14 protein-coding genes are annotated in these 11717 nt (G+C 68.8%); 3 read left to right on the top strand and 11 right to left on the bottom strand.

The annotated features are described in order from the left end of the window. Positions 1–39 precede the first annotated feature (39 nt). From H4W30_RS37140 to H4W30_RS37190, 11 genes are all read right to left on the bottom strand, one after another. Positions 40–2250, bottom strand: coding sequence for a helix-turn-helix transcriptional regulator (locus H4W30_RS37140; RefSeq protein WP_192747028.1), 2211 nt, complete (start codon positions 2248–2250; stop codon positions 40–42). A gap of 147 nt (positions 2251–2397) precedes the next feature. Continuing rightward, the gene (locus tag H4W30_RS37145) at positions 2398–3792 is read right to left on the bottom strand and encodes a hypothetical protein (protein WP_192747029.1); all 1395 of its coding nucleotides are present in this window, start codon (positions 3790–3792) and stop codon (positions 2398–2400) included. Between the two features lie 183 nt (positions 3793–3975). Further along, on the bottom strand, positions 3976–4407 hold the full coding sequence (locus H4W30_RS37150) for a hypothetical protein (protein WP_192747030.1): 432 nt from the start codon (positions 4405–4407) through the stop codon (positions 3976–3978). Between the two features lie 24 nt (positions 4408–4431). Beyond that, positions 4432–5019: a hypothetical protein gene (locus H4W30_RS37155; RefSeq protein ID WP_192747031.1), complete on the bottom strand. Its 588-nt coding sequence runs from the start codon at positions 5017–5019 to the stop codon at positions 4432–4434. A gap of 43 nt (positions 5020–5062) precedes the next feature. Beyond that, on the bottom strand, positions 5063–5314 hold the full coding sequence (locus tag H4W30_RS37160) for a hypothetical protein (RefSeq protein WP_192747032.1): 252 nt from the start codon (positions 5312–5314) through the stop codon (positions 5063–5065). A gap of 3 nt (positions 5315–5317) precedes the next feature. Next, on the bottom strand, positions 5318–5593 hold the full coding sequence (locus H4W30_RS37165) for a hypothetical protein (RefSeq protein ID WP_192747033.1): 276 nt from the start codon (positions 5591–5593) through the stop codon (positions 5318–5320). 322 nt (positions 5594–5915) lie between these two features. Then, positions 5916–6263 (bottom strand): hypothetical protein, encoded by a 348-nt coding sequence (locus tag H4W30_RS37170; protein WP_192747034.1) that lies wholly within the window; start codon positions 6261–6263, stop codon positions 5916–5918. 14 nt (positions 6264–6277) lie between these two features. Beyond that, positions 6278–7369, bottom strand: a complete 1092-nt coding sequence (locus H4W30_RS37175) for a hypothetical protein (protein WP_192747035.1) — start codon at positions 7367–7369, stop codon at positions 6278–6280. Positions 7370–7508: 139 nt separating this feature from the next. Then, entirely contained in the window at positions 7509–7730 is a 222-nt protein-coding gene (locus H4W30_RS37180; RefSeq protein WP_192747036.1) for a hypothetical protein, read from the bottom strand. Continuing rightward, entirely contained in the window at positions 7727–7966 is a 240-nt protein-coding gene (locus H4W30_RS37185; protein WP_192747037.1) for a hypothetical protein, read from the bottom strand. The genes H4W30_RS37180 and H4W30_RS37185 overlap by 4 nt, the downstream gene beginning before the upstream one ends. Beyond that, positions 7963–8190 (bottom strand): hypothetical protein, encoded by a 228-nt coding sequence (locus H4W30_RS37190; RefSeq protein ID WP_192747038.1) that lies wholly within the window; start codon positions 8188–8190, stop codon positions 7963–7965. The genes H4W30_RS37185 and H4W30_RS37190 overlap by 4 nt, the downstream gene beginning before the upstream one ends. A 503-nt stretch (positions 8191–8693) precedes the next feature. Between H4W30_RS37190 and H4W30_RS37195 the strand changes: the two genes are divergently transcribed. From H4W30_RS37195 to H4W30_RS37205, 3 genes are all read left to right on the top strand, one after another. Further along, on the top strand, positions 8694–9566 hold the full coding sequence (locus tag H4W30_RS37195; protein WP_318780745.1) for a sigma-70 family RNA polymerase sigma factor: 873 nt from the start codon (positions 8694–8696) through the stop codon (positions 9564–9566). 11 nt (positions 9567–9577) lie between these two features. Then, a complete protein-coding gene (locus H4W30_RS37200) occupies positions 9578–10384 on the top strand; it encodes a protein phosphatase 2C domain-containing protein (RefSeq protein ID WP_192747039.1) in 807 nt (268 codons plus the stop codon). Between the two features lie 293 nt (positions 10385–10677). Then, positions 10678–11717 (top strand): hypothetical protein (locus tag H4W30_RS37205; protein ID WP_192747040.1); only part of this gene is annotated, 1040 nt, incomplete at its 3' end.

Below are 11717 nucleotides of genomic sequence, written 5' to 3' on the forward strand. Positions count from 1 at the left end.
ATGAGGGTGTTGTTGCTGGTCGACCCGTCGGGGCGAGGCTTATTTGATGCGGTAACGGCCCTTGCCGAGGTTGTCGAGGCGGGTCTCGCCGATGGAGCGGATGTGCCCGCGCACGGCCTGTTCGCTGATGCCGAGCGCTTCGGCCATGTCCTTGGTGTGCCAGGCCTGCCCATCGCGCAGCAGGATCATGACCCGCTGGGCACCGGGTTTGAGATCGGCGGCGGGGACACCGTCCGGGGCGGCCACCGCACCGCTGGCGGCGGTGCTCGTGGTCTGGGCCGAGGGCCGGACCGGAAGGATCCGCACCGACGCCATCCCGCCACCAGCGTTCGCCGCCGGCGCCGCGCTGGTGCCGGTGCTGGTGTTCTGCTCCGGCTGGCGGGGGCCGCTGGTGAGCATGGTCAGCGCGGTCGCCTCGGGAGCCGCGTCGAAAGCCTCGAGGGTGGCCATGGCCTTCTCGGTGTAGCGGGCGGCGGTCTTGTGCCGGTTGCGGTAGACCGGTCCCGCTGCTTTCGCCGCCCGCGCGTCCAGGGTCGCTTTCGGCTTGGCGGCGAGGTATTCGGCGGCGCGGTCACCGATGTGGCGGGCCCGCCACATGACGTGTTCGCGGTCGGTGTCGATGGCGTAGCCGTAGCCGCCGCCCTTGCGCAGGCTCAGCGGGGACGGCGCGGAGCCGGGCAGCAGCCCGCAGTGGCTCTTCTCCATCATGCGCAGGATCAGCAGGTTCCCGGTGATCATCCCGGAGCGCAAGGCCGCGGCGTTGCCGAAGGTCTCCATCGTGAAGATCTGCGAGGCGCCGATGAACCCGATCCCGAGCTTCCGGGTGACCCGGTCGAGTTCGCCGAAGTCGTAGCCGAAGGTGTTGCCGGTGATCGGGTTCTTCAGGTTGAACGCCTTGTGGCACTCGTCGATCATCACCATGATCGCCGGGCGCTCGCGGGTGTGGGTGAACCCGTCGAGGCCCATCGCGACGTTCTCCGCCTCGCGGATCTTCGCCACGTTGGACACCGCCCGCCACAGGTGCAGCATGTTCCCGATGTAGGCGAGTTCGAGCGGGGTGTGCTCGTCGGAATCCAGGCCCATCAGCGACCAGTCCGCGTGGTCCTTCAGCGCCTTCGACGACGCACCGCCCTGCGGATCCATCCACCAGATCTCGATCCCGAGCGCGCGCAGCCCGTCGGCGATGATCTCCAGGACGCGGGACTTGCCCGACCCTTTCGAGCCGAGCACGAAACCGCTGTTCACCGAGTTCGGCCCGGCGACGTGGTAGCGGACCGCGCCCTCGCCGTCGACGTACGGGCCGATCTCGATGAAGAGGTCCTCGCCCTCGACGATGACGACCGGGCCGGTGTAGCTGGTGTCGACCTCGGCGCTGATCCGCACGGTCATGGTCGGATGGGTCGGCAAGGTCCCGTAGTCGAAGACGATGTCCTTGCCGAAGAACCCGATCGCCGAGCCGATCCGGCCCGCCAGGGCACGCAGGTCGTCCACGGTCTGCTTGCCCGGCTGGAGCACGACGGTGAAGCTCACTCGGTGATCCGCGAGGTTCGGTTCGGTGAGCTTCGAGCCGGGCACCAGCCCGCCGGGAACGGTGACCGTGGCATCCCACGCCTCGAGGATCGACTCGGCCGCGGTGGCGACCGCGGTGGCTTCGGCGTCCGGCTCCGTCGTGGGGACGAGGTCGGTCGGGCTGGCCAGGACCAGCTCGGTGCCGGCGGGGTAGCCGGGGCGGATCCGCTGCCACCACCGGGCGGACAGGGCCACGGTGCCCAGGCCGAGCGCGAGCCACATCTCCAGCGCGTTCGCCCCAGTCAGCGGGGTGGTCAGGCACCAGGCGCACGAGGCGACGGTCCCGGCCTGCACACGGCTGGTCATGCCGGCCTTCTCGATCTGCTCCGAGTACTTCTTCGCCAGAGCCCAGCCGCCGGCGAGGGCGACGGCGCCGGTGCCCCCGGCGATCGCGAGATCGACCGGAACGTCGGTGAACTCGGTGGCGACCGACCCGGCGACGCCGAGCGCGGCGGTCGCGGCCGCGGCGTTCCAGGGGTAGCTCGCGCGGCGGTTGCGCCACCCGAGCGCCCGGACCTTCTTCCGGGCCTGGGTGACGTTCTCCTTGGCGGTGGTGACCTTGTCGCGGGCGGAGGTGAGCGTGCCCAGCACGCCCCGCAGGCCCGTCGCGGGGGACGGCGTGGGCTGAGGGAGGTCGGTGGCCACCGGCGCGGCGGCCGGGGCGGTCTTCGTGTCGGCCATGGTCGGAAGTCCTTTCGCTCGGTGACCGGATAGGGGTGAGCGCGCCGGGCGGGAGTCGGACCCACCCACCACCAGGGGCACCGGCCCAGTGGCCGGTGCCCCTTGTGGTGTCCTCTTTCGGCACTACCGCGAGAAATCTCGCGGCGGTCAGGCGTTTTCGTAGAAGCGGGTGTTGTCGGCGACGTTGCCGGTCGCGGCCTGGGCCTGGACCTGCTCTGCGATCCCGACCTGACGGTCGAAGGCCTCGGCGGCCTTGTCGTAGGCGCCCTTCGCGCTGGCCGCGTTGTCCGGCAGCGGGTTCAGGGCCTGTTCGGCGTTCGCCAGGGCCTGCTGCATCTGCGTCAGCTGCTCGTTCGCCAGCTGGAACTGGGCGACCGGGTCGCCGCTGAACCCGTTGTTCTGCAGGGAGCTCATCGCGAGTTCGGCGTCGCCGAGCTCGGCCGTGAGATCCGCGGCGAGCGTCGCCATCTCGGCCTTCTGGGCCTCGACGACACCGTTGATCCGGTCCAAATATTCGGTCATCTTCGCGGTGTAGGCCTTCGCCGCGGGCAGGTTGGTGATCTCGGCGCTGGCGGTCATGTTCGCGTCCTCCATGGTCGTTGCGGTGGGGGAGCCCGCCGGGGAACCGGCGGGTGCTGAGGAGTCCTCGACGACTTCGGCGTCGAGGACTTCGGTGGAGCCGCTGCTCGGCCCGGCTTCCAGCTGCAGCGGCGCGGGCGGCTCGGGCGGGGTGTCGCGGACGATCTCGCCCTCGGCGCGGATCGTGCCGGGCTGCTCCGCCTCCGGGGCCTGTCCCTGCGAGCGGTCGAAGATGGGACCGCCGAAGCCCAGCCCGTGGCCCTCGCGGTGCGTGTCGTTGAACGGGTACGTCCCGTTGCTGAAGCGGTAGCGATCGCTGTCGTGGACGATCGGTTCCTCGTAGTCGTCGGCGGGCGGAGGAGTTCCGCCCGGCGAGGTCCGAGCGCCTTGGGGAGCTGCCCGGCCGCCACCGTGCGGCATAGAACCGGGCGGGGGCATCGCCCCGGGCGGTGGAGCCGATCCAGGCCCCGGCGGTGGCGACGTCGACGACGCGCCGGCATCGGCGGCCGTGCTGGCGCTTCGCGCCGCGTTGGCGTCCCAGGCCGCGTCCTCGTCCCAGGCGGCGTTCTCGTCCCGGCGGGCGGTCGCGGCGGACTTCGTCTTGTCCCACATGACGCCGAACTTCGCCGCCCACCGCTCGGCGCGCTCGGCGCGCTTGTCGGTGCGGGCGATCTTCTTGCGCAGCCACTCGGAGTCGTCGTACCTCTGGCGTGCGGCCTGCAGCATCTTGCGGCGCCGGTGTTTGCGGTTGGAGCGGTCGGCCCAGGCCTCGACGCTGTTGGTGAGCATCCGGCCGAAGTAGCCGCGCATCCCGGGCTTGATCGGCTTGTCCGGGTGCTTGAGTTTCCATTTCTCGATGCTGGGCGGGGTTTTGCCCTTGGCCAGTGCGATGGCGTCGGGGACGGCCTGCGCGGCCTGCCTGGTCAGGTAGGCACTGATGATCAGGATGAACAGCAGCTCCACGGCACGTTTCCTCCTTTGCGGCTCGGTGGGGTGGTGGTCTGTGCGCGCCCCTGGCGGGAGTCGAACCCGCCCATCCGCACACCCCCGGGCGGGGGCTGTGTGGTGACACCGGTGAGGGCCGCCCCGCGGTGGTGACGCCCGGGGGCTCGGGCGGGCTGAGGGCCTGGCCACGCGGGCCGGGCCTCAGCCGGTGATGGCGGCGATGACCTGCGGGCCGACGCCGCCGGTGCCGGTCACGATCGAACCCAGGAGCCGCCCGACGAAACCGAGGCATCCGGCCGCGAGCATCGGCAGCAGCACCAGCCCGGTCTTGGCCAGGCCGTCGGGTTTCCGGTCGACGCCGATGTCGAGCACGGTGCCGATGAACAGCGCCGCGGCGACGATGGTCACCAGGATCGCGCCGTCGTAGCCGAACCAGGTGACCGGCCAGCCGATGACCCAGATGATGATGCCGCCGAGGAAGCGGCCGATGTCCGACAGCGCGAACGCCGTCGTGGCCAGGAACAGCACAGCCGGGGAGATCAGCCAGGCGAACCAGTCGGGGATCCATTTCGCTCGGCGCTTACGGATCAGGATCCAGAACACGAACAGCGCGAGGGCGGACAGGATGTACATGCGGGACTCCTTCGGTCGGGCGGATCAGTAGTTGGTGAGCAGCTCGATGACGGTGTGCGCCGGCCACAGCAGGACCGTCAGCACCGTCCGGGTGCCGGGCAGCAGCGACGCGGTGATCAGCAGCGCGAGGAACACGACGGCGCGGACCGGGCGTTCCATCAGCCACGCGCGGGTGTAGCCGCGGGCGGCGTGGTACATCGCGATCCAGGACCAGGCCTGGCTCGCCGCGCGCAGCACCGGAACGTTCGGGGTCTGGGTGTTCTCCTTGCCGTAGCGGCGGAGTTTCTGCAGCGACGGCCGGTCCTTCGTGGCGATGTCCGGCGGTCCGAACAGGTCCTTCGCCCACGGTTTCGCGACGTCCTCGGTCCAGGCCTTCGCCCGGTCGACCGGCGACCCGCCGCTGTCTCCGACCGGCTCGCCGGTGCCGATCCAGTTGTCCCCGGCCGGGCCGCTGGTGCCCGGCGGGGGAACGACACTGAGGTGGGTGTCGGGCCGGATCGCCGGGATGTTCGGGATCGTCTTCTCCATGTCGGTCTCCGGCGGGACCGGCGGCCGGGCCTGGTCCGTCGTGGACGCGGGCGTCGGCTGGGGCAGCTCGTGCACGGCGGACATGGGCATCACTCCTCTACATGGGGTGGGGACTTTCGGAGATGGGTCAGCGGATGAGCTGGTCGCCCGCGCCGACGAGCGCGCGCAGCGCGGCCTCCAGGACGGTGACGTCGGCGCCGGGATCCCGGCGCCGGGCCCGCGCCGCGGCGGCGCGCGCGTAGTCGAAGCCGTGCGCCAGGCGCTGGACCGGGTCACTGGTGGCGGCGAGTTTCTCCGCCAGCAGCGCCCTCGAGTTCTCGTGATGACGCCGGCGCGCGGTCGGTGTGCCGGGCTTGCGAGTCCTGCGGTGACCGGCCATCGGCTACACCCGCCAGCCGCGATACGAGGTCACCAGCCGGGTGCTGCCCGGCGTGTAGATCCTCAGGACGTAGCGCGCGAGCCACGGCATCTCCGTCCGGTCGCCGTTCGGGTCTTCGCCCTCGGCGACGCAGGCCAGCGGGAGAAAGTGCTTGGCCAGCGTGGTTTCGGTGTCGTGCGCGTCGTCGAGGTCGAAGAACTCGGTGAGTGCCTCGACCCGGTTCGGCAACCGGCCTCCATCGAGGCGTTCCAGGCGCAGTTCGTAGCGTTCACGAGCCAATCGGATAGTCCTTTCCAGGCGTGCCAACAAAAGCTCGGGGAAGACGAGGGAGAAGTGACGGTGAGGGCCGGTGGCCGAGCGCGCGCTGAAACCAGGCAGGTTTCATCGGGGGTTGCGGCGCTCGGCCACCGGCGTTTCCCGCGCAGCACAAACGAGGGGGAGGGCTGCGCTACGCGGGGTGGGCGCCGGAAGCCGTGCGGGTGTGGCTGCTCACCACGCGGCTTCCGGCTGTCTCGGGCGGGCCGTTCCAGGGGCCTGGGCAACGCTCGCGAACCGCGGGAAGGGCGACCTCCGCGAGCGTTCCCCCGGTGCTGGACCGGAGTTATTTCCTGATGTCGGCGAGCCAGTACCGAACAGCGCGGTCGGTGACCAACTCGTAGCCCTGTTCCTTGAAGTGCTTGAGGACCGGGGCCGGGGTCAGGGTCTCGGGATCCGGCCGCTGCCGGGCCCAGGTGAGAACGTCGTCCTTCGTCATCTTCGGCTTCCCTGCCGACTTCGCAGTGGGCTTCGCCTTCGCCGACCGGGCACCTGGCTTGGTGTCCGGCGTGTGCGCGACGTCGGCGAAACGGTCGATCGCGAGGGCGATCCAGGCCTCGATCGTGAGGCTGGCGCGGGCCGCTTCCGCCCGCGCCAGCCGGAACGTCGCGCGATCAAGGTCAACGTTCACCACGGCGAAACTCCTTGTTACTGGCCGATGTGCTGTTTGATCTCGCGGCACCAGTTCTTGATCGTGGTGTCCGAGGCGGGCAGTTCGTGCCCTTCCTTGACGAGTGCCTCTTTGAGCATCGCCGGGGTGCGGGCCTGGCGGGCGATGCCGAGCTGGACCGCCGTCTGCTTGTCCACGACCCCGGTAGAAGAGGGCTTGGCCTGCGCGGGCTTGGTCTGCTTCACCGGCGCCGCCGCGACCGGGGCGGGTTCGGCGCTCGGCTGCGGAACCGTCTTGACCGCGTCCCGCAACGCCTTCTCCTCGGCGCGGCGCCGCGACGCGGCCTGGGCCTCGATCTTGGCGTCCCGCTCGGCGACGGCGGCGTTGTATTCGGCGAGGCGGATCTCGTAGTCCTTGGCTGCCAGGTGCTCGGCCATGGTGTGCGCGGCGAAACCGATGAGCGAGCCACCACCGAACATCACCGCGAGCCCGAACTGAATCGGAGCCCAGTGCAGGACGTTCAGGGACGTCGCGTAGGCGCAGACGAGGCAGGCGATCAGCAGCAAGGACTTCCACGTCCCGCCCGCATAGCGCCGTTTCAGCGACGAGGACCCAGCACCGATCATCGTGATCTCGGCGAACGCAGCGCCGAACGCCGCCGCGACGTAGCCGAGGATCTTCATCTTGCCGTCCAGGCCGCTGGCGATCAGCGAGCCGACCGAGGCGATCTGGCCGACCGCGCCGACACCGACCGACATCCAGTAGCCGACGCTGAGCGCCCCGGCGGTGCGGAAGTGCTTGGGCCCCGGCGGTTCCGGCTTCTTCAGCCGCACCGGCGGCGGGTCGTCGACCACGCGCGGCATCGGCTGCGGCAACGAAGTCGGCGCCGCGGCGACGGACGCGGGCGGCGCGGGCGCGGGGGACGGGGCTGGCACGAGAGCAGGCGCTTCCGCGATCGCCTCCGGCGCCGGTTCGGCCTCGGCCGCGTCCGTCTCGGCCGGTGCGGGTGGGGACGTGGCCGGCCTGATGTCGTCGAGCTGGGAGGGCATCTTCTCCAGCTCGGCGGCCAGCTTGGCGAACATGTCGTCGGGCTGGTCCTCGGCCGGGCCGAGGTGCTTCGCGTCGGGCACGGGGCGTCCTTCCTTCTCGTGCGGGTGGGGAAATCCTGCCGGGTGAGGGTCGAGGGGGATCCGGTGGCCTGGGCACCACACGCGCTCGGGGTTCCTCCACAGAGGAGAGCGTGTGGTCCCCCGGTGCCGGAGCGCCGGGTCAGGTGGCTCGCATCGCGTCCTGAAGGTGGACGAGGACGTCGAACTTCTCGGAGATCTCGGCTTTGAGCCGGGTGATCCGGGCGCTGATCCCGACCGGATCCATGCCGCTGTTGAACGCGATGGTGTGGCAGTGCACCAGCAGCTGTTTGTTTACTGCACTGGCGAGCACGTCGTGCTGCAACGCGCCGAGGTCTACGGAATCCGTGGCGGGGGCGCTCATCGCTGCACCTGTCCCCGGGCCCGAAACACCCGGTACAGCCAGAACGACGCGGCCAGACCGGCAAGCGCGGCCACGAGCTGGGTCGGCTCGTGGGAGCCGAACAGCGCGATCAGGCCGGCGGTCAGGATCGTGGCCATCGCCAGCAGCGGCGAACCGACCGGCTCGGGGACCGTGGTGGGCGGGACGGGCTGCGGGTCGGCCAGGCCGACATCGCGGATGACGTGTTCGGTGATCATGCTGCCTCCTCCAGGTGTTCGTGACCGGAACCGGCGGGGAACGGAACGAGGTCCGCGGCGAACCGCGGCTCGGCGAGGCGCTGTCGGTGAACGCGCTCGTCCTTCGTGGTGGTGAGCAGCGCCAGCTGCTCGAACACCTCGTGCAGCCGGTCGTCGGTGGCGAACAGCAGGTCGAACTCGACCTGGGTGAACGTGGCGGCGTACTCGGCGAGGGTGTTGCTCATGTCGATCTCCCGTTCGTTGGTGACTCCCGGAGGCCCGCCCGCCGGGGAAGTGGCGGGCGGGCAACCGGCAGGCATCGATCGGTCTGACCTGCAAGAACGTGAGAGAAAAGGGACCGCCTCGACTTCGGGGATACCTAGGCGCGCATCGCTCGGGCTTACCGTCCTGGCGGGCTGGAAATACGCGCTCGTAGGGACCTAGGTTTCGCGGTCCTATCGAGTTCTCTGCGATCTCCCGCATCTACAGGGAGTCCTCACCGGAAAACCGGGGGAGTGGAGCGAACCACCACGGGCGCAGACCCGCTGTCGACGACTCCGGGATTGGACCGGAAAGCCACCAACTCAATCCCCCTCAGCCTTACAAGGGGGGTTGAAACTTTTGGCCTAACAGCCCCCTGTGGTTCTTCAAGGGGGGTTGTGATCAAAGTAGACAACCCCCCTTGAAGTCGTCAAGACCTATGCGAAGATTGACCCAGACTTAGCTCGAAAAGCGGAAGGAAACCCACGTGGATGACGTGAAGGACCTCGTCAAGGCGGACCTGGAGGCCTTGGCGGCCGCGCCCGCCGAGGAACGCGCAACGCGGGCAGGACGCATGCTGAGCTGGCATCAAGAGGTGGTGGGTGAGATCAGCCGCCTCCGACGAGAAGCGCTCGACGAGCTGATCGCCAGCGGCTACACCCCGAAAGAGCTCGCCAAGATGCTCAGCATGACGCGGTCGCGCGTAGACCAGCTCCTGTCGTCCGGCCCGAAGCCAGAGCGTGCCTTGTTCGGCACAGCAGCGGTGACTGTCGCGATTGGTGGCAAGTGGGAAACCCGCACTGACGGCACAGGCGGCCCCAACGTCAAGCCTTCTGCCGTGTTGTCAGCGCCGGCGCTTGCCGCGTTCGACCTGATCTCCGAAACGTGCGATGCCTACGGCCTCAAGGCATCGTCCGAGATCGTCCCGCCTCCCGGCATGGTGCGCCTGACGCGTTCCAACTTGATCGTCATGGCCAGCCCGCGGCTTCTGCCTCTCGTTGGTCAGGTTCTTGAGGCTGACGAGAACCTGGGGTTCGGCACAAGCGACAAGGGCTGGTACCTGATCGATCGCGCGACCGGCACGGACTACTGGTCGCCAGCTGACGATGGCGAGTCGGCTGACTACGGCTACGTCGGCAGGCTTCCCCGACCGGACGGCAAAGGCACCTTCTTGTACGTCGCCGGCATCCACGCGATGGGCACGCTCGGGGTCGCCCACTATCTTTGCGAGCACGTCACCGATCTCTACCAGCAGGTCAAGACCAAGCGCTGGTCCGCGCTGGTCAAGTGCACTTATGACCCCGGAAGCCGGACCATCGAATCTTCAGAGCTCGCCACGCCGATCTACATCGACAAGTAAGGACCTTGACCATGTTCCTCACCGGAGCCACCGTCCCTGGCGGCGACGCCTCGAACGAGGATTGGATGGCGGCGACTCCGGACCTGATCGTGGTGCTCGACGGAGCCACCGTCCGCACCGAGACTGGTTGTCACCACGGCCCCGCCTGGTACACCCGCAAGCTCGGCGCGAGCATCATCGCCATTGCGGCGGACCGCCAACTTGCTCTGCCAGACGTCCTCGCGGCCGCCATCGTGGACGTCGCGAACCTGCACCCCGAGTGCGACCTGCAACGGCCCGGCGCCCCATCCGCAGCGGTCGGAATCGTTCGGGTTCAAGACAAAGCCCTGCACTACATCGTGCTCGGCGACGTCACGATCGTCGCCGACACGACTGCCGGGCTCGAAGTGATCAGTGATCACCGAGTGAGCAAAACGGCTGCGGCCGAAAGAGCTCTGGCCGACCAGTACCCCATCGGCGCACCAGAGAAAGCTGATGCTCTCATCGCGATGAAGCGCGTCGAGCTGGATGCCCAGAACCGCGAGGGCGGCTACTGGATCGCCGCAGCCGTCCCAGCAGCCGTCGAACATGCCCTGGTTGGCGAGTTCGACGCGGCAGCCGTTCGCCAGTTCGCTCTTCTGAGTGACGGAGCCTCTCGTCTCGTCGACGACTTCCAGACCACTACCTGGGAAGAAGCGCTCGATCTTCTCGCCAACTCAGGTCCGACCGAGCTGATTCGCCGTGTCCGCGAGATCGAGGACGCAGATCCACTCGGCGAGCGCTACCACCGGAACAAGAAGTCTGACGACGCCACGGCCATCTACGCCTCGACGAGGTAGGGGCTCTCTCCGCAAAGCAGCACTGACATGGGGTGGGACCAGGAATCACCTGGTCTCACCCCTTTTTTTTCTGCTCACTTCCGCTTCGTAGCATCAGCGATGATCACGATGCACGACCTTGCTAAGCCTCGCTTCCTTGCGAGTCCTAGCAGAGAGCGCGAAGATTCTGACTCAGCCTTCCTTCATGTCTTGGACCGGCAGCGAGCGCAGGTCACACTGATTGAGTTATCAAAGATCGCTTTCGCACCAAGTTTCAGCTGTTCAGGAAGGGCCCGGTAGATGACAGCGCGGACATGGGGGTGACATCGGGGATGTCACTGGCGGCGGCTCGCGAAGATCAAGCAGGCTCTAATCAAGCGCTGCGCGCATGTCGCGACCGGCTCGGCTGGTCGCTCGACCGCGCGGCCAGAGAGCTGCATCGAATCGGGCTGGAGGCCGGCATTCCTGTGCCCACGGACGCGGAGAGCGTGCGCCGCACGCTCATCCGCCATGAGGCTGGCGATTCCGCGCCGAAGCGGACCGATGACCCGTACGCGCGGCTGTACTCCCTGGCCTACCGGCGCCCAGCGCACGAACTGTTCGGCAGCCTGCGGCCCGCGGTTTCCCTCGACGGCACGTTCGCGGTGACGGCGCACCAGTTCGTCCCGGTTCACGTCGGGCCGAACGTGCGGCAGCTGGTCGACGAGCTGGGTGCGGAGGAGTGCTTCGTCGGGTGGGCGAGCGCCCATCGCGTCGAGCTGGTCCTCGATGGCGATCGGCCCGTTCGCGGAGATCTCTACGTGTTCGCCTGGGGCGTGGCCGTGCTGCACGCGAAGACGTCGCATCGTCCGGAGTCGATCGCTGAGCTGGCGGTGTGGCGCCGCGAGACCCACCGCAGCACCCGCGAGCGGCTCGCGCGTCACCTGGCCTCCGTCCTCCAGCACGGCGAGCAGCCCACCCGCTACGTCCTCACCGCCTTCTGGCTGGACGAGCCCGCGTGGTCGGCCCGCGACCTACACACGGCGATGCGGCTGATGACGTCGCCCCGTGTCCTGCTCGGGTCAGGCTCAGCTGATCTTCACCAGGCACGGCAGATCGAGAAACGCCTGTTCAGCGAGGGCTTCGCGCCGGATGACCATGTGCCGGTCGGCATCGACGGCGTTTCGCTGGGCTGGGCATCGTGGGCCGGCGTCTCGTATCACCCGCTCGCCACGACGGCCGCCCTCTGCGAAACCGACCTGGTGACCGTGGAGCTGCTGGCCCAGGGCCTGTGGTGCCTGTGCGACGACCTCGACCAGCAGGTCCGGGCGGGGAAGGACCCGGTCCTGCCGGAAGGACACGACTGGCGGTGGCT

The sequence above is a fragment of the Amycolatopsis roodepoortensis genome (genome assembly GCF_014873915.1).
Lineage (GTDB): Bacteria > Actinomycetota > Actinomycetes > Mycobacteriales > Pseudonocardiaceae > Amycolatopsis > Amycolatopsis roodepoortensis.

Coding starts and splice junctions, on each gene's coding strand:
- H4W30_RS37140 (WP_192747028.1), bottom strand. CDS start 2,250: ATGGCCGACACGAAGACCGCCCCGGCCGCCGCGCCGGTGGCCACCGAC.
- H4W30_RS37150 (WP_192747030.1), bottom strand. CDS start 4,407: ATGTACATCCTGTCCGCCCTCGCGCTGTTCGTGTTCTGGATCCTGATC.
- H4W30_RS37155 (WP_192747031.1), bottom strand. CDS start 5,019: ATGTCCGCCGTGCACGAGCTGCCCCAGCCGACGCCCGCGTCCACGACG.
- H4W30_RS37160 (WP_192747032.1), bottom strand. CDS start 5,314: ATGGCCGGTCACCGCAGGACTCGCAAGCCCGGCACACCGACCGCGCGC.
- H4W30_RS37180 (WP_192747036.1), bottom strand. CDS start 7,730: ATGAGCGCCCCCGCCACGGATTCCGTAGACCTCGGCGCGTTGCAGCAC.
- H4W30_RS37185 (WP_192747037.1), bottom strand. CDS start 7,966: ATGATCACCGAACACGTCATCCGCGATGTCGGCCTGGCCGACCCGCAG.
- H4W30_RS37190 (WP_192747038.1), bottom strand. CDS start 8,190: ATGAGCAACACCCTCGCCGAGTACGCCGCCACGTTCACCCAGGTCGAG.
- H4W30_RS37200 (WP_192747039.1), top strand. CDS start 9,578: ATGTTCCTCACCGGAGCCACCGTCCCTGGCGGCGACGCCTCGAACGAG.